We start from the raw sequence: 17147 nt of genomic DNA, 5'->3' as shown, positions 1-17147 counted from the left end.
CGGTATCGTCGCGTATGTCACCGACCCCCCCGACTCAGTGGAGACACCATGGCCGGCCCGTCCGCCGCTCGTCGCACCGTGCTGAAGGGCGCCGCGCTCGCCGGTGCGGCCGGGCTGGGGGTGGCGGCCTGCTCCACCGAGTCGAAGCTGGGCCACGCCGAGAACCCCACCCCCACCGCACCGGTCGACCTCGGCGCGGCGGAGGAGGTACCGGTCGGCGGCGCGAAGCTCTACCGGGAGCAGCGACTGGTGGTGAGCTGCCCCGCGAAGGGGGAGTACAGGGCGTTCAGCGCGCAGTGCACCCACGCGGGCTGCCTCCTGGAGAAGCTGGAGGGCACGGTCGGTGACTGCCCGTGCCACGGCAGCAAGTTCGACGTCACCAACGGCACGGCGCTCCAGGGCCCGGCGACCGAGCCGCTGCCCGAGGTCCCGGTGACGGCGGAGGGCGGCAAGCTCATCGCGGGCCCCCGGGCCTGACAGCCGTCGCGGTACCCCCGGCGCGGTCCTGCTGTCGGTCCCCGACAGTAGGGTGGACGGCATGGCCGACCCCTCCAGCTACCGCCCCAAGCCGGGACAGATCCCCGACTCGCCGGGGGTCTACAGGTTCCGTGACGACCACCGGCGGGTGATCTATGTCGGGAAGGCGAAAAGCCTGCGCCAGCGGCTCGCCAACTACTTCCAGGACCTCGCGGGTCTGCACCCGCGTACCCGCACCATGGTCACCACCGCGGCGTCCGTCGAGTGGACCGTCGTCTCCACCGAGGTCGAGGCGCTCCAGCTGGAGTACTCCTGGATCAAGGAGTACGACCCGCGGTTCAACGTCAAGTACCGCGACGACAAGAGCTATCCGTTCCTCGCCGTCACGCTGAACGAGGAGTTCCCCCGGGTCCAGGTGATGCGCGGCGCCAAGAAGAAGGGCGTGCGCTACTTCGGTCCCTACGGACACGCGTGGGCCATCCGCGAGACCGTCGATCTGATGCTCCGTGTCTTTCCCGTACGGACGTGCTCCGCCGGGGTGTTCAAGAACGCCGCGCGGACCGGCCGCCCCTGTCTCCTCGGCTACATCGGCAAGTGCTCGGCGCCCTGCGTCGGCCGCGTCACCCCCGAGGAACACCGCGAACTGGCCGAGGAGTTCTGCGACTTCATGGCCGGCCGCACCGGCACGTACATCCGCCGCCTTGAGCAGCGGATGACGGACGCCGCCGAGGAGATGGAGTACGAGAAGGCGGCCCGGCTGCGCGACGACATAGGCGCGCTGCGCCGCGCGATGGAGAAGAACGCGGTCGTGCTCGCCGACGCCACGGACGCCGACCTCATCGCGGTGGCCGAGGACGAGCTGGAGGCCGCCGTACAGATCTTCCACGTCCGCGGCGGCCGGGTCCGCGGCCAGCGCGGCTGGGTCACGGACAAGGTCGAGGCCGTGGAGACGGCGGGGCTCGTCGAGCACGCCCTCCAGCAGCTGTACGGCGAGGAGCGCGGGGACGCCGTCCCCAAGGAGGTGCTCGTCCCCGCCCTGCCGGAGGACGCGGAGGCCGTCGCCCAGTGGCTCAGCGAGCGCCGCGGATCCCATGTCTCGCTGCGGATTCCGCAGCGCGGCGACAAGAAGGACCTGATGGCGACGGTCGGGCGCAATGCCCAGCAGTCACTGGTCCTGCACAAGACCAAGCGCGCCAGCGATCTCACCACCCGCTCCCGGGCCCTGGAGGAGATCGCGGAGGCCCTCGGTCTGGACAGCGCGCCGCTGCGTATCGAGTGCTACGACATCTCGCACCTCCAGGGTGACGACGTCGTGGCGTCCATGGTGGTCTTCGAGGACGGCCTCGCCCGTAAGGGTGAATACCGCCGGTTCCAGATCAAGACCTTTGAGGGACAGGACGACGTCCGGTCGATGCACGAGGTCATCGGGCGGCGCTTCCGGCGCTACCTCCAGGAGAAGGAGCGGACCGGGGAGTGGCCCGAGGCGCCGGACCGGCCCGAGGAGCCGGGGGAGCCCGGGGAGTCCTCGGTTCAGGCCGGGCAGCCCGCGGAGTCCCCGGCCGGGACCGGCCCGCTGGAGCGGCTGGAGCGGCTGGAGCGGCTGGAACAGCCCGGACACGAGGACGACGGCCGCCCCAGGCGCTTCGCCTATCCGCCGCAGCTGGTGGTCGTCGACGGCGGACAGCCGCAGGTCGCGGCGGCCAAGCGGGCCCTGGACGAGCTGGGCATCGACGATGTCGCCGTCTGCGGTCTCGCCAAGCGCCTCGAAGAGGTCTGGGTGCCGGGCGAGAGCGACCCGGTGGTCCTGCCGCGCTCCAGCGAGGGGCTCTATCTGCTCCAGCGCGTACGGGACGAGGCGCACCGCTTCGCCATCACGTACCAGCGGGCCAAGCGGGCCAAACGCGTCAGGTCCAGCCCGCTGGACGATGTGCCCGGCCTCGGCGAGTCCCGGAAACAGTCGCTGATCAAGCATTTCGGCTCGGTGAAGAAGCTGCGGCAGGCGACAATCGACCAGATCTGTGAGGTTCCGGGCGTGGGCCGCAAAACGGCCGAGTCGGTCGTCGTGGCCTTCGCCAAGGCGGCCCCGGCGGCACCCGCCGTGAACACGGCAACAGGAGAGATCATGGAAGACAACGGGGGCAGCACGCATGACTGAGCACGACCGGGACGGAGCAGGGCACGTGAGTACGGGCACCACAAACGAGACGGGTGAGGCCGTCGAGGCGGCCATCCCCGAACTGGTGATCATCTCCGGTATGTCGGGCGCGGGCCGCAGCACCGCGGCCAAGTGCCTGGAGGACCTCGGCTGGTTCGTCGTCGACAACCTGCCGCCCGCGCTGATCCCCACCATGGTGGAGCTCGGCGCCCGCTCGCAGGGCAACGTGGCGCGGATCGCGGTCGTGGTCGACGTACGGGGGCGGCGGTTCTTCGACAACCTCCGCGAGTCCCTCGCCGACCTCGACGCCAAGGAGGTGACCCGGCGGGTCGTCTTCCTGGAGTCCTCCGACGAGGCGCTGGTGCGCCGCTTCGAATCCGTACGGCGCCCGCACCCGCTCCAGGGCGACGGCCGGATCGTGGACGGCATCGAGGCGGAGCGGGAGCTGCTGCGCGAGCTGCGCGGCGACGCGGATCTGGTGATCGACACCTCCAGCCTCAACGTCCACGAACTGCGCGCCAAGATGGACGCCCAGTTCGCCGGGGACGAGAAGCCGGAGCTGCGGGCCACCGTCATGTCGTTCGGCTACAAGTACGGCCTGCCGGTCGACGCCGACCTGGTGGTGGACTGCCGCTTCCTGCCCAATCCGCACTGGGTCCCCGAGCTGCGGTCCTTCACCGGGCTCAACGAGGAGGTGTCCGCGTATGTCTTCAACCAGCCGGGCGCCAAGGAGTTCCTGGACCGCTACACCGAGCTGCTCCAGCTGATCGCCTCGGGCTACCGCCGCGAGGGCAAGCGCTATGTGACCGTCGCCGTCGGCTGTACCGGCGGCAAGCACCGTTCCGTCGCCATGTCCGAGAAGCTCGGCGCGCGCCTCGTCTCCGAAGGCATCGAGACCGTCGTCGTCCACCGGGACATGGGGCGCGAGTGACCGGACGCACCTTCCGCATGCGCCGGCTGCGCAGGGGTGTCCCCGCGCTGTCGGCGCGCGGACGCGGCGCCCAGCCCAAGGTCGTCGCGCTCGGCGGCGGAATGGGCCTGTCCGCGTCCCTCGCGGCGCTCCGCCGGATCACCGGCGATCTCACGGCCGTCGTCACCGTCGCCGACGACGGCGGCTCCAGCGGCCGCCTCCGGGAGGAGCTGGGCGTCCTGCCGCCCGGCGATCTGCGCAAGGCCCTGGCGGCGCTCTGCGGCGACGACGACTGGGGCCAGACCTGGGCGCGGGTGATCCAGCACCGCTTCCAGTCGAAGGGCGACCTCCATGAGCACGCGGTGGGCAATCTGCTGATCGTCGCCCTCTGGGAGCAGCTGGGCGACCATGTGCAGGCCCTCGACCTGGTCGGCAAGCTCCTCGGGGCGCATGGCCGGGTGCTGCCCATGTCCGCCGTGCCGCTGGAGCTCCAGGCGCTCGTACGGGGCCATGACCCGGCGCGCCCCGACCAGGTCGACACGGTGCGCGGCCAGGCCACCGTCGCGCTCACCCGCGGTGAGGTGCAGTCCGTCCATCTGGTGCCGCACGACCCGCCGGCCGTCCCCGAGGCGGTCGCCGCGGTGCTCGACGCCGACTGGGTGGTGCTCGGCCCCGGCTCCTGGTTCTCCTCGGTCATCCCCCATCTCCTGGTGCCCGAGCTGCTCGACGCGCTCGTCGAGACGAAGGCGCGCCGGGTCCTCTCACTGAACCTCGCGCCGCAACCCGGTGAAACCGAAGGCTTCTCACCGCAGCGTCATTTGGAGGTTTTGGGGCGACACGCCCCTAAACTCGCCCTGGACGTGGTGCTGGCCGACCAGGCCGCCGTGCCCGACCGCGATTCACTCTCCGATGCCGCCAAGCGGTTCGGTGCCGCGGTCGAGCTGGCGCCGGTGGCAGCGCCCGACAGTTCCCCGGTCCATGATCCGGAGCTGTTGGCAGCCGCGTACGACCGTATTTTTCGGATGCATGGAAGGATCGGCCCATGGCGATGACGCCAGCGGTGAAGGACGAGATCGCCCGCCTCCCCGTCACCCGGACGTGCTGCAGGAAGGCTGAGGTCTCGGCGATCCTCCGGTTCGCGGGCGGGCTGCACCTGGTGAGCGGCCGCATTGTGATCGAGGCGGAGCTGGACACCAGCATCGCCGCGCGCCGGCTCCGGAAGGACATTCTGGAGATCTTCGGGCACAACTCCGAGCTCGTCGTGATGGCCCCGGGCGGACTGCGCCGCGGCAGCCGTTACGTCGTACGGGTGATTACGGGCGGTGATCAGCTGGCCCGGCAGACCGGACTGGTCGACGGCCGCGGCCGCCCGATCCGCGGACTGCCCCCGCAGGTCGTCTCCGGCGCCACCTGTGACGCGGAGGCGGCCTGGCGCGGCGCGTTCCTGGCGCACGGCTCGCTCACCGAGCCGGGCCGCTCCTCCTCGCTGGAGGTGACGTGCCCGGGACCCGAGGCGGCCCTCGCGCTGGTCGGTGCCGCCCGCAGGCTCCAGATCGCCGCCAAGGCGCGTGAGGTGCGCGGGGTGGACCGGGTGGTCGTACGGGACGGCGACGCGATCGGCGCGCTGCTGACCCGGCTCGGCGCCCATGAGTCGGTGCTGGCCTGGGAGGAGCGGCGGATGCGCCGCGAGGTCCGTGCCACCGCCAACCGCCTCGCCAACTTCGACGACGCGAATCTGCGCCGGTCGGCGCGGGCCGCGGTCGCGGCGGGCGCCCGGGTGCAGCGCGCGCTGGAGATCCTCGGCGAGGAGGTGCCCGAGCATCTCGCCGCCGCGGGCCGGCTGCGGATGGAGCACAAGCAGGCGTCGCTGGAGGAACTGGGCGCGCTCGCCGACCCGCCGCTCACCAAGGACGCGGTCGCGGGCCGGATCAGGCGGCTGCTGGCCATGGCCGACAAGCGGGCACAGGACCTCGGGATTCCGGGTACGGAGTCCAATCTGAGCGAGGACCTGGCCGACGGTCTCGTGGGCTGAGCCCGCCCGCTGCCCCAACTGCCCGCTGCCGGCGCCGAATAGGTGTCGGCAGCAGGCATTTCACCACCTCCCGGCACACCCTTGACATGATCATGGAGGGTGGTGAGCCTGGCGTCTGTCCACGGATGTGGCAGACAACAGCAAGGGGGGCACATGAGACGAAGAGCGGGATCGATCCTCGCGGCGGGCGCGCTGCTGCTGGCGGGCATATCGGCGGCGCCGACCGCCCAGGCACGGCCCGGATCCGCACCGGGAGCCGAGGCGGCACCGGGCGCGGACGCCGTGAAGGTCTTCGAGGCGGAGGTCACCAAGGAGCAGATACCCCTGCTTCTCGCGGCCGGCCAGGACGCCCATGAACTGACGGAGCGCGCGCCCGAGAAGGGGACGGCGAACGTCGAGCTGTTCCTCACCGACGCGCAGGCGCGCGCCCTCGCGAAGCAGGGGGTCGAGGCCACCGAGCGGAAGGTCTCCGAGAAGGCGGGCGCCCGGCTGCGGGCGGCGGGGGACGGGGTGTTCCGCCCGTACAGCGGCGCGGGCAACCTCCAGGAGGAGATCGTCGAGACGGGACAGGCCAACCCCCGGATCGCCAAGGTCGTCTCCATCGGCAAGACCCTCAAGGGCCAGGACATCCTGGCCCTCAAGCTCAGCAAGGGCGCCCGGACGACCAAGGACGGGGCCAAGCCGTCCGTGCTGTACATGTCCAACCAGCACGCCAGGGAGTGGATCACTCCCGAGATGACGCGCCGGCTGATGCACCACTACATCGACAACTACGGCAAGGACCGGCGGATCACCAGGATCGTCGACTCCACCGAACTGTGGTTCGTCCTCTCCGCCAACCCCGACGGCTACGACTACACCCACAGCTCGGACAGCGCCCGGCTGTGGCGCAAGAACCTCCGGGACGTGGACGGCGACGGGAAGATCGCCCCCGGCGACGGGGTCGACCTCAACCGGAACTTCCCCTACAAGTGGGGCTACGACGACGAGGGTTCGTCGCCACGGCCCGCCAACGAGACCTACCGCGGCGCGGGGCCCGGCTCCGAGCCCGAGACGCAGGCGATCGACCGCTTCCAGAAGCGCATCGGCTTCGACTACGGCATCAACTACCACTCCGCGGCCGAACTGCTGCTCTACGGCGTGGGCTGGCAGGTCGCCACCCCGACACCCGACGACGTGCTCTACAAGGCGCTCGCCGGCACCCCCGAGAACCCCGCGGTCCCCGGCTACTACCCGCAGGTCTCCTCCGAGCTGTACACCACCAACGGCGAGGCCGACGGGCACGCGGCGAACGTCAACGGAACGATGATGTTCACCCCGGAGATGACCACCTGCCAGACCGCGTCCGCGCTCGACCCGGACGACGCCTGGGAGGTCAGGGACTGCCGGTCCGGCTTCAACTTCCCCGACGACGAGAAGCTGATCCAGGGCGAGTTCGCCAAGAACGTCCCCTTCGCGCTCTCCGTCGCCGAGACCGCCGCCCACCCGGACCAGCCCTCCTCCCCGGTCGGCCTGACCGCCCCCGACTTCACGCCCGACCCGTTCACCACCTCGTACGCGCGCGGCGCCGACCAGGAGGTCTCCGTCACCGCCCGCAAGTCCGTGCGTGACAAGCAGCTCAACTACCGCGTCAACGGCGGCCGTACGCACGACGAGGACCTCAAGGCCTGGAAGGGCGGCGAGACCTACGGAGGCGAGGACAACCTTCACTTCGACGAGTACCGCGCCGAGATCGAGGACGCTCGTCCGGGTGACACCGTCGAGGTCTGGTTCACCGGACGGACCAGGAGCGGAAAGCCCACGTCCAGCGAGCACTTCAGCTACACCGTGGCCGAACGCCCCCGCGCCGACACGCTCGTGATCGCCGAGGAGGGGGCGCCGGCGCAGCAGCTCCGCGCCTACACCGACGCCCTGCGCGCCAACGGCCGTACCGCCGCCGTCTGGGACGTCGCCACCCAGGGCGCTCCGCACCCGCTGGGCGTCCTCGGCCACTTCTCCACCGCGGTCCACTACACCGGCGCGGCCGTCCCCGGCGGCCCCACGCAGCTGGCCCTGCGCGCCTTCCTCAACGAGGGCGGCAAGCTGATCGAGGCCGGACGGCGCGCGGGCGGCGACGCCCAGGTCGGACGGACCCTGACCGACGACTTCAGCCAGTACTACCTGGGCGCGTACGGACGGTCGTCGACGCCGGGTGCCACCGGCTTCACCGGTACGGGAGCACTCGCGGGCGCCGGCGGCTCGCTCGCCGGGCTGCCCGGCAACCCGCTGGACCCCGCGGGCGCCTACACCGTCACCTCCGACACCCTCGACCCGAAGGAGTTCCCGCAGTTCAAGAGCGCCGCGTCGGGCTCGTACACGGGGGTCACCAACCCGTACGCGCCGTACGCCGGCCAGTGGATGGCGGCGGCCCTGCACCAGGACAGCGAGTGGAGCCGGCTCACCCGCACCGTCGACCTCACCGGGGTCACCGCCGCCGACAGGCCCGCACTCCGCTTCGCGCTCAACTGGAACACGGAGCGGGGTTACGACCACGCCGCCCTGGAGGCCCGCACCGCCGGGGGCGAGGACTGGACCACCCTTCCCGATGCCGGCGGCGCGACCAGCGCGGCCGTCCCCACCGAGTGCGAGGCGGGGTTCTACCTCGACGGCCATCCCTTCCTCGGCCACTATCTGACCCTCGGCGCGAACGGCTGCACGGCGACCGGGAGCAGCGGCTCCTGGAACAGCTTCACCGGCAGCTCGAACGGCTGGCGGCAGGTCTCCTTCGACCTGAGCGCCTACGCGGGCAAGAAGGCCGAGATCTCGCTCAGCTACATCACCGACCCCGGCAGCGGGGGACTCGGGCTGTTCGCGGACGACGCGAGGCTCGTCGTGGGCGGCGCGGACCGTGAGTCCGAGGGCTTCGAGACCTCCCTCGGCGCCTGGGCCACGCCCGGCGCACCGGCCGGGAGCCCTGTCGTGGAGGGGGACTGGGCGCGCTCCCAGGAGCTGTTCACCTCGTACGCGTCCGTCACTACGCGTGACACCGTGCTGTTCGGATTCGGCCTGGAGCATGTGCCGGGCGCCGGGGAGCGCGCGACGCTGCTGGGCAAGGCGCTGCGCGCCCTGCGCCGTTAGGCAGGCGCCCCGCGCCGTCAGGAAGGCGCCGGGCACCGGGTCGGCGGCGGCTCGTCACCCCGTTTCGACGGGAACGGGCCGCCGCTGGACCGGGTGGCCACTCGATGTCACCACGCGGCCCCCGGAGAGGTAGGGTCATAAGCGGTCGGGGACATCCCATACAACTCGCCGGCGTCGAAAACCGGCGTACCAACGAGGAGATCGGTTCGTGACGATCCGCGTAGGCATCAACGGCTTTGGCCGCATCGGTCGTAACTACTTCCGCGCGCTGCTGGAGCAGGGTGCAGACATCGAGATCGTGGCTGTCAACGACCTGGGTGACACTGCGACCACGGCGCATCTGCTGAAGTACGACACCATCCTGGGCCGCCTCAAGGCCGAGGTGACCCACACCGCCGACACGATCACGGTCGACGGCCACACCATCAAGGTGCTCTCGGAGCGCAACCCGGCCGACATCCCCTGGGGTGAGCTGGGTGTCGACATCGTCATCGAGTCGACCGGCATCTTCACCAAGAAGGCCGACGCCTCGAAGCACATCGCGGGCGGCGCCAAGAAGGTCCTCATCTCGGCTCCGGCCAAGGACGAGGACATCACTATCGTGATGGGCGTCAACCAGGACAAGTACGACGCGGCCAGCCACCACGTCATCTCGAACGCCTCCTGTACCACCAACTGTGTGGCGCCGATGGCCAAGGTTCTCCTGGAGAACTTCGGCATCGTCAAGGGCATGATGACGACGGTCCACGCGTACACCAACGACCAGCGCATCCTGGACTTCCCGCACAGCGACCTCCGCCGTGCGCGGGCCGCCGCGGAGAACATCATCCCGACCACCACCGGTGCCGCCAAGGCCACCGCGCTGGTGATCCCGGAGCTGGCGGGCAAGCTCGACGGCATCGCGATGCGCGTCCCGGTCCCGACGGGCTCCGTCACCGACCTGGTCATCGAGCTGGAGCGCGAGGTGACCAAGGACGAGGTCAACACCGCGTTCCAGAAGGCCGCCGAGGGCCAGCTCAAGGGCATCCTGGACTACACCGAGGACGCGATCGTCTCCTCGGACATCGTCAACTGGCCCGCCTCCTGCACGTTCGACTCCTCCCTGACCATGGTCCAGGGCAAGAACGTCAAGGTCATCGGCTGGTACGACAACGAGTGGGGCTACTCCAACCGTCTGGTCGACCTGACCGTCTTCGTCGGCGGCCAGCTCTGATCCAGGGCCGCTGAGTTCGCTGAGTTCAGGGCCGGCAGGCATCTCGGTATGAGCGACAGGGTTCGGCCGGCGCACACGCGGCGCTGTTCGAGCCCTGTCGGCCTGTCCAGACATCTCAAGGAGTCCCGCAGCAGATGAAGACGATCGACGAACTTCTCGCCGAAGGGGTCGCCGGACAGCGCGTATTCGTCCGCGCCGACCTCAATGTGCCGCTCGCCGGCACCACCATCACCGACGACGGCCGTATCCGGGCCGTGCAGCCGACGGTCGCCAGGCTCGCCGAGGCGGGCGCCCGGGTGATCGTCGCCTCCCATCTGGGCCGTCCCAAGGGCGCCCCGGACCCCGCCTTCTCGCTCGCCCCCGCCGCCGCGCGCCTCGGTGAACTCCTGGGCACCGACGTGGCGTTCGCGGCCGACACGGTCGGCGAGTCCGCCAAGGCCGTGGTCGCGGCCCTCGCCGACGGCCAGGTCGCCGTCCTGGAGAACCTCCGCTTCAACCCGGGCGAGACCTCCAAGGACGACACCGAGCGCGGCGCCTTCGCCGACCAGCTCGCCGGGCTGGCCGATCTCTACGTGGGCGACGGCTTCGGGGCCGTGCACCGCAAGCACGCCTCCGTCTACGACCTGCCCGTCCGGCTGCCGCACGCCGCGGGCTATCTGATCGCCACCGAGGTCGGTGTCCTCAAGAAGCTCACCGACGACGTCAAGCGGCCCTACGCCGTGGTCCTCGGCGGCGCCAAGGTCTCCGACAAGCTCGGGGTGATCGACCATCTCCTGGAGAAGGCCGATCGCATCCTGATCGGCGGCGGCATGGTCTTCACCTTCCTGAAGGCGCAGGGCCACGAGACCGGCTCCTCGCTGCTCCAGGAGGACCAGATCCCGGCGGTCCAGGAGTATCTGCGGCGGGCCGACGCGCGCGGGGTGGAGTTCGTGCTCCCCGTGGACGTCCTGGTCGCGCCGGAGTTCCCGGACCTCGGGACCAAGGCTCCCGCGCACCCCACCACGGTGGCCGCGGACGCCATTCCGGCCGGACAGATGGGCCTGGACATCGGCCCCGAGACCGGCCGGCTGTACGCCTCGAAGCTCGCCGACGCGGAGACCGTGTTCTGGAACGGTCCCATGGGCGTCTTCGAGCACCCCGACTACGCCGAGGGCACCAAGGCCGTCGCCCAGGCGCTCGTCGACTCCCCGGGCTTCTCCGTCGTCGGCGGTGGCGACTCCGCCGCCGCGGTCCGGATCCTGGGCTTCGACGAGAAGGCATTCGGCCATATCTCGACCGGTGGCGGCGCGAGCCTCGAATATCTTGAGGGCAAGACGCTCCCCGGCCTCGCGGCACTGGAGGACTGACCCCCGTATGACTGCTTCATCCGAAAAGGCCGGCCGTACCCCGCTGATGGCGGGCAACTGGAAGATGAACCTCAACCACCTTGAGGCCATCGCCCATGTCCAGAAGCTCGCCTTCGCGCTGGCCGACAAGGACTACGACGCCGTCGAGGTCGCCGTCCTGGCGCCCTTCACCGACCTGCGGTCCGTACAGACCCTGGTCGACGGCGACAAGCTCAAGATCAAGTACGGCGCCCAGGACATCTCGGCGCACGACTCCGGTGCGTACACCGGCGAGATCTCGGGGCCGATGCTGGCGAAGCTGAAGTGCGCCTACGTCGCCGTGGGCCACTCCGAGCGGCGCCAGTACCACGCCGAGACGGACGAGATCTGCAACGCCAAGGTGAAGGCCGCTTTCAAGCACGGTCTGACCCCGATCCTCTGCGTCGGCGAGGGCCTGGACGTCCGCAAGGCGGGCCGGCAGGTCGAGCACACGCTGAACCAGCTCGACGGCGGACTCAAGGACGTACCGGCCGACCAGGCCGAGTCCGTCGTGATCGCGTACGAGCCGGTGTGGGCCATCGGCACCGGCGAGGTCGCCACCCCGGAGGACGCCCAGGAGGTCTGCGGGGCGATCCGCGGCCGGCTGGCCGAGCTGTACTCGCGGGAGCTGGCCGACAAGGTCCGGATCCAGTACGGCGGCTCGGTGAAGTCCGGGAACGTGGCCGCGATCATGGCGCAGCCCGATGTGGACGGCGCCCTGGTGGGCGGCGCGGCGCTGGACGCGGACGAGTTCGTCAAGATCGTACGCTTCCGAGACCAGTGAGTATGCGGTAGCACGGATCCGTCGTACCCTGGCGGGGGCCGAAAGGGCATCGTCCGCGTACGCGTAGCGCGACTATGCGTATCGGGGGAGCCCGGTCGGTCCCCGTCGTTCGTTTCGTGCTGTTCGTTCTGCGTCGTTCGTTCTGCGTCGTTCGTTCTCAGTGTTCGTTTTCAGTCCTGTCGGTCCTGTCAGTCCGAGGAAGTTGGTCCAGCCGTGGTTATGGGGTTCTCGATCGCCCTCATCGTCTTCAGCCTGCTGCTGATGCTGCTGGTGCTGATGCACAAGGGGAAGGGCGGCGGCCTCTCCGACATGTTCGGTGGCGGAATGCAGTCGTCCGTCGGTGGTTCCTCCGTCGCGGAGCGTAACCTCGACCGCATCACCGTGGTTGTCGGTCTGCTGTGGTTCGCGTGCATTGTCGTTCTCGGCCTGGTGCTGAAGCTGGACAGCTGACCGTACGCACGGTACGGCGGCGCGGGCGCGGCCTATCATGGGTTCCGCGCCCGGCGGGAGGGGGTAACTCCCTTCACTGGACGCGCGTTGGGCCTTACGTAGACTGGGGCGCCCGGCAGCGGAGCTGCCTCTCGATGCTTTGCGGCACCATCACGCAGGGAGTTACGACCGTGGCAAGTGGCAACGCGATCCGGGGAAGCCGGGTCGGAGCGGGGCCGATGGGTGAGGCCGAGCGCGGCGAGTCCGCGCCCCGCCTGCGCATCTCCTTCTGGTGCTCGAACGGGCACGAGACGGTGCCGAGCTTCGCCAGTGACGCGCAGGTTCCGGAGACGTGGGACTGCCCGCGCTGCGGATTCCCGGCCGGTCAGGACCGGGACAATCCGCCGGACCCGCCGCGCACCGAGCCGTACAAGACGCACCTCGCCTATGTACGGGAACGGCGCAGCGACGCCGACGGCGAAGCGATCCTCGCCGAAGCGCTCGCCAAACTGCGCGGCGAGATCTAGCCAGGCTTTTCCGGCCGGACATCTCACAGGTGTCCGGCCGAAGCGTTTTTGCCCCCTTTCGCACCGCTTTCGCGCCCGTGGTGTCCCCGTAGCGTCGCCGTTCACCCTGATCAATTAGGTTGGACAGGCAACAGGGCATGCACGCAGGCACGAGAAGAAGTGGGCTGATGTCCGAGATGAACGCGGAAAGCCGTACCAGGCTGACCCGGAGGCCCGAGTGGGACGCACTGGGCAAGCACCGGGAGCAGCTGGGGCAGACGCATCTGCGCGAGCTGTTCGCCGCCGATCCGGCGCGCGGCGCCGGCTACACCCTCCAGGTGGGCGACCTCTACCTGGACTACTCCAAACACCTGGTCACCGACGAGACACTGGCGCTGCTGCGCGAGCTGGCCGCGGCCACCGGAGTCGCCGAGCTGCGGGACGCGATGTTCCGCGGCGAGAAGATCAACACCACCGAGGACCGCGCCGTGCTGCACACGGCGCTGCGCGCCCCGCGTGACGCCGTCATCGAGGTCGACGGCGAGAACGTCGTACCGGCGGTGCACGCCGTGCTCGACAAGATGAGCGCGTTCTCCGACAGGATCAGGTCCGGCGAGTGGACCGGCCACACCGGCCGCCCCATCAAGAACGTCGTCAACGTCGGTATCGGCGGCTCCGACCTCGGGCCCGCGATGGCGTACGAGGTGCTCCGGTCCTTCACCGACCGCGCGCTGACGGTGCGATTCGTCTCCAATGTCGACGGAGCCGATCTGCACGAGGCCGTACGGGACCTGGACCCGGCCGAGACGCTGTTCATCATCGCGTCGAAGACCTTCACCACCATCGAGACCATCACCAACGCGACCTCCGCGCGCGACTGGCTGCTCAGCGGGCTCGGGGCCGGACAGGAAGCCGTCGCCAAGCACTTCGTGGCGCTCTCCACGAACAGCGAGAAGGTCTCCGGGTTCGGTATCGACACGGCCAACATGTTCGAGTTCTGGGACTGGGTCGGCGGGCGCTACTCGTACGACTCGGCCATCGGGCTCTCGCTGATGATCGCGATCGGCCCCGACCGGTTCCGCGAGATGCTCGACGGCTTCCACCTCGTCGACGAGCACTTCCGCACCGCCGCCCCGGAGGCCAACGCGCCGCTGCTGCTCGGCCTGCTGGGCGTCTGGTACGGGGCCTTCTTCGACGCCCAGTCGCACGCGGTCCTGCCGTACAGCCACTATCTGTCGAAGTTCACCGCCTACCTCCAGCAGCTCGACATGGAGTCCAACGGCAAGTCGGTGGACCGGGACGGCAATCCGGTCGACTGGCAGACCGGGCCCGTCGTCTGGGGCACGCCGGGCACCAACGGGCAGCACGCGTACTACCAGTTGATCCACCAGGGCACCAAGATCATCCCGGCCGACTTCATCGGCTTCGCCCGGCCCGTCGCGGATCTGGCGCCCGGACTCGTCGCCCAGCATGATCTGCTCATGGCCAACTTCTTCGCCCAGACCCAGGCGCTCGCCTTCGGCAAGACGCCCGAGGAGGTACGGGCCGAGGGGGTGCCGGAGAAGCTGGTGCCGCACAAGACGTTCCGCGGCAACCACCCGACGACCACCATCCTCGCCGAGGAGCTGACCCCGTCCGTCCTGGGTCAGCTGATCGCGCTCTACGAGCACAAGGTGTTCGTCCAGGGCGCCGTCTGGAACATCGACTCCTTCGACCAGTGGGGCGTCGAGCTGGGCAAGGTCCTCGCCAAGAAGATCGAGCCCGTCCTCACCGGCGACGAGCCGGGCGACGGGCTGGACTCCTCGACCTCCACGCTGGTCGGGGCGTACCGCTCGTTGCGGGGGCGCTGAGCCGATGACGGGGGAGGGGGGCCGGCGGCTGCGGCCGCCGAACAGCACGCTGGACCGGCGTGCCATCGGCTGGTGGCGCGTGCGGTGGCTGCTGCTGACCGCGGCGCCGGTGGGGGTGCTGGTCCTGCTCGGGGCGCTGATCACCCCGGCACGGACCTGGCTGCTGGTCCCCGCCGTCGTGCTGGCGGTGCTCGGGCTGGCCTGTACGGCACTGATACCGATCTGGTCGTTCAGGGTGCACCGCTGGGAGGTGACGGACGAGGCCGTCTATGTCCGCACCGGCTTCTTCTGGCAGAAGTGGCGGATCGCGCCGATGTCCCGGATCCAGACCGTGGACACCGTGCGCGGTCCGCTGGAGCAGCTGTTCAGGCTGGCCACGGTGACCGTCACGACCGCGTCCGCCAAGGGCGCCGTACGGATCGCCGGGCTCGACCACGAGCTGGCCGCGGGCCTGGCCGAGCGGCTGACGCACATCACCCAGGCCACTCCGGGGGACGCGACATGAGCGGGCCCGCGGAGTCCAGGTGGCCCGCGGAGGGGGAGTGGCCCGCGGAGGGGGAGTGGCGGCGGCTGGACCGGCGTACGCTCCTGGTCACCGTAGTGATCATGATCGGGGTCGCCGTCGTCGCCGGTGTGCCGTCCTTCGTCGGCATGGCCGGCGGCCTGGGGTCCCTGACGGCGATCGGCTGGGTGTCGGCCGGTGCCGTGCTGCTGATCGTCTGCGTCACGGGCGCGGACTACATACGGTGGCGCCGCACCCGCTACCGCATAGGGCCCGAGCGCGCCGAACTGCACACCGGCCTGTTTCTGCTGAAACGCCGCTCGCTGGCCCGTGAGCGGATACGCAGCGTCGACCTGACGGCCCATCCCCTGCTCCGGGTCCTCGGGCTGGTGAAGGTCCGGATCGGCACCGGCGAGCAGACCGGCGGGGAATCCACGCTGGAACTCGACCCCGTCACCCGTACCGAGGGCGAGTGGCTCAGAAGAGAGCTGCTCGACCGGGTCCCCGAGACGTCCGGGACGTACGGCGACGGCACACTCGCCTCCTTCGACCGGCGGTGGATCCGGTACGCGCCGCTCTCCTTCATCGCTCCGGTGCTCGGCGCCTCGGCGGCCGGGGGGCTGGTGCAGCTCAGTGACTGGGTCGGCATGCAGTTGCGGTTCTTCGCATGGCTGGGCGACTACTTCCGGGCCGTCTCGATCCTCTGGGGGAGCGTGATCCTGCTCGCCGTGCTGGCCCTCGTGGGGGTCATAGGGTCGCTGGGGCTGTGGATCGAGATGTGGTGGAACTACCGTCTCGACCGGGAGCCCGGCCGTACGCTCCGGGTCCGCCGCGGACTGCTCACCTCCCGCTCCGTCTCCATCGAGGAGCGCCGGCTGCGCGGTGTCGAGCTGGTCGAGCCGCTCGGGATCCGGATGGCGGGCGCGGCCAGGGTGGACGCGGTCGCCACCGGTCTCGCCCAGGAGGAAGAGGACGGGCACAGCGACAACAAGACGCTGCTGCCGGCCGCGCCCCGGGCGCTGGCCGACGCGGTGGCGGCGCAGGTCCTGCGCGAGCCCGTGTCCCCGACGAACAGCGTGGTCCTGATCCCTCACCCGCGTGCCGCGCGGGGGCGCCGGCTGCGCTGGTCACTGGCGTACGCGCTGGTGCCGGTCGTGATCCTCGCCGTCCTCGGCCTGCTGCTGACCGATGTCCTGCTCTACACCGCGGCGGTCTGCGCGGTGATCCTGCTGCCGGTGGCCGTCCTGCTGGCCCTGGACGCCTACCGCAACCTGGGCCATGGCCTCAGCGGCGGCTATCTCGTGGCCCGCTCCGGCACGGTGCGCCGCGCGACGGTCGCCCTCCAGCGTGGCGGTGTGATCGGCTGGACGGTCAAACAGTCGTACTTCCAGCGCCGCGCGGGCCTGCTGACACTGACGGCGACGACGGCCGCGGGCGCGGGTGCGTACCACGTGTACGACGCGGCGCGGGGCGAGGGCCTGGCCTTCGCGGACGAGGCGGTCCCGGGCCTGCTGGCGCCTTTCCTGGAGCCGGATCCGGCCCCGGACGAGACGCCTCGGCAGCCGTAGGACACGCCGGACGTAGGACACGCCGGACGTACGACACAGCAGCCGTAGGACACGGCGCGCATACGCGTCGGGGGGGGGGGGGGGGGGGGGGGGGTGGGGGGGGGGGGGGGGGGGGGAAGGGGGGGGGGGGGGGGGGAGGGGGGGTGGGGGGGGGGGGGGGGGGGAGGGGGGGGGGGGGGGGGTGGGGTGGGGTGGGGGGGGGGGGGGGGGGGAGGATTTCGTGAGATCAACACGCAGGCA

General features: G+C 70.5%; 14 protein-coding genes. All 14 read left to right on the top strand.

Annotated features, from left to right (window positions below; translation table 11 throughout):
* Nucleotides 1-48 precede the first annotated feature (48 nt).
* The 14 genes from ACZ7LS_RS00070 to ACZ7LS_RS00005 all read left to right on the top strand — a co-directional run bounded on the left by ACZ7LS_RS00070 (nt 49) and on the right by ACZ7LS_RS00005 (nt 16907).
* Nucleotides 49-477 carry a Rieske (2Fe-2S) protein gene (locus ACZ7LS_RS00070; RefSeq protein ID WP_382530739.1) on the top strand — a complete coding sequence of 143 codons (429 nt, stop codon included), beginning with the start codon at nt 49-51 and terminating at the stop codon, nt 475-477.
* A 61-nt stretch (nt 478-538) separates the two neighbouring features.
* Nucleotides 539-2632, top strand: coding sequence for an excinuclease ABC subunit UvrC (gene uvrC, locus ACZ7LS_RS00065; RefSeq protein ID WP_385137159.1), 2094 nt, complete (start codon nt 539-541; stop codon nt 2630-2632).
* On the top strand, nt 2625-3563 hold the full coding sequence (rapZ, locus tag ACZ7LS_RS00060; RefSeq protein WP_385137157.1) for an RNase adapter RapZ: 939 nt from the start codon (nt 2625-2627) through the stop codon (nt 3561-3563). Before uvrC ends, rapZ begins: the two co-directional genes overlap by 8 nt.
* Nucleotides 3560-4594, top strand: coding sequence for a gluconeogenesis factor YvcK family protein (locus ACZ7LS_RS00055; RefSeq protein ID WP_382530733.1), 1035 nt, complete (start codon nt 3560-3562; stop codon nt 4592-4594). The genes rapZ and ACZ7LS_RS00055 overlap by 4 nt, the downstream gene beginning before the upstream one ends.
* Entirely contained in the window at nt 4585-5574 is a 990-nt protein-coding gene (whiA, locus tag ACZ7LS_RS00050) for a DNA-binding protein WhiA (protein WP_030353658.1), read from the top strand. The genes ACZ7LS_RS00055 and whiA overlap by 10 nt, the downstream gene beginning before the upstream one ends.
* Before the next feature lie 153 nt (nt 5575-5727).
* The gene (locus ACZ7LS_RS00045) at nt 5728-8691 is read left to right on the top strand and encodes a M14 family metallopeptidase (protein ID WP_385137155.1); all 2964 of its coding nucleotides are present in this window, start codon (nt 5728-5730) and stop codon (nt 8689-8691) included.
* A 208-nt stretch (nt 8692-8899) separates the two neighbouring features.
* Nucleotides 8900-9904, top strand: a complete 1005-nt coding sequence (gap, locus tag ACZ7LS_RS00040) for a type I glyceraldehyde-3-phosphate dehydrogenase (RefSeq protein WP_356517154.1) — start codon at nt 8900-8902, stop codon at nt 9902-9904.
* 134 nt (nt 9905-10038) lie between these two features.
* Complete coding sequence (locus ACZ7LS_RS00035) at nt 10039-11250, top strand: phosphoglycerate kinase (protein WP_385137153.1); 1212 nt, start codon at nt 10039-10041, stop codon at nt 11248-11250.
* A gap of 7 nt (nt 11251-11257) precedes the next feature.
* A complete protein-coding gene (gene tpiA, locus ACZ7LS_RS00030) occupies nt 11258-12052 on the top strand; it encodes a triose-phosphate isomerase (protein WP_382530727.1) in 795 nt (264 codons plus the stop codon).
* A gap of 219 nt (nt 12053-12271) precedes the next feature.
* The gene (secG, locus tag ACZ7LS_RS00025) at nt 12272-12502 is read left to right on the top strand and encodes a preprotein translocase subunit SecG (RefSeq protein WP_030353663.1); all 231 of its coding nucleotides are present in this window, start codon (nt 12272-12274) and stop codon (nt 12500-12502) included.
* Between the two features lie 170 nt (nt 12503-12672).
* Complete coding sequence (locus ACZ7LS_RS00020) at nt 12673-13008, top strand: RNA polymerase-binding protein RbpA (RefSeq protein WP_078615979.1); 336 nt, start codon at nt 12673-12675, stop codon at nt 13006-13008.
* A 176-nt stretch (nt 13009-13184) separates the two neighbouring features.
* A complete protein-coding gene (gene pgi / locus ACZ7LS_RS00015) occupies nt 13185-14837 on the top strand; it encodes a glucose-6-phosphate isomerase (protein ID WP_382968151.1) in 1653 nt (550 codons plus the stop codon).
* Nucleotides 14838-14841: 4 nt separating this feature from the next.
* The gene (locus ACZ7LS_RS00010) at nt 14842-15342 is read left to right on the top strand and encodes a PH domain-containing protein (protein WP_382530725.1); all 501 of its coding nucleotides are present in this window, start codon (nt 14842-14844) and stop codon (nt 15340-15342) included.
* On the top strand, nt 15339-16907 hold the full coding sequence (locus ACZ7LS_RS00005; protein ID WP_385137151.1) for a PH domain-containing protein: 1569 nt from the start codon (nt 15339-15341) through the stop codon (nt 16905-16907). The genes ACZ7LS_RS00010 and ACZ7LS_RS00005 overlap by 4 nt, the downstream gene beginning before the upstream one ends.
* The last annotated feature ends 240 nt before the right edge of the window (nt 16908-17147 follow it).

It is taken from the genome of Streptomyces sp. NPDC039430, assembly GCF_055639435.1.
Note: the sequence above shows the minus strand (reverse complement) of the source record. Positions and strands in the feature narration are given on the sequence as shown.

Excerpts from the sequence above, each read along its gene's own strand:
- ACZ7LS_RS00005 (WP_385137151.1), top strand. The coding sequence starts at position 15,339 with ATGAGCGGGCCCGCGGAGTCCAGGTGGCCCGCGGAGGGGGAGTGGCCC.
- rapZ (WP_385137157.1), top strand. The coding sequence starts at position 2,625 with ATGACTGAGCACGACCGGGACGGAGCAGGGCACGTGAGTACGGGCACC.
- pgi (WP_382968151.1), top strand. The coding sequence starts at position 13,185 with ATGAACGCGGAAAGCCGTACCAGGCTGACCCGGAGGCCCGAGTGGGAC.
- secG (WP_030353663.1), top strand. The coding sequence starts at position 12,272 with ATGGGGTTCTCGATCGCCCTCATCGTCTTCAGCCTGCTGCTGATGCTG.
- ACZ7LS_RS00010 (WP_382530725.1), top strand. The coding sequence starts at position 14,842 with ATGACGGGGGAGGGGGGCCGGCGGCTGCGGCCGCCGAACAGCACGCTG.
- whiA (WP_030353658.1), top strand. The coding sequence starts at position 4,585 with ATGGCGATGACGCCAGCGGTGAAGGACGAGATCGCCCGCCTCCCCGTC.
- ACZ7LS_RS00035 (WP_385137153.1), top strand. The coding sequence starts at position 10,039 with ATGAAGACGATCGACGAACTTCTCGCCGAAGGGGTCGCCGGACAGCGC.
- ACZ7LS_RS00045 (WP_385137155.1), top strand. The coding sequence starts at position 5,728 with ATGAGACGAAGAGCGGGATCGATCCTCGCGGCGGGCGCGCTGCTGCTG.
- ACZ7LS_RS00070 (WP_382530739.1), top strand. The coding sequence starts at position 49 with ATGGCCGGCCCGTCCGCCGCTCGTCGCACCGTGCTGAAGGGCGCCGCG.
- tpiA (WP_382530727.1), top strand. The coding sequence starts at position 11,258 with ATGACTGCTTCATCCGAAAAGGCCGGCCGTACCCCGCTGATGGCGGGC.
- uvrC (WP_385137159.1), top strand. The coding sequence starts at position 539 with ATGGCCGACCCCTCCAGCTACCGCCCCAAGCCGGGACAGATCCCCGAC.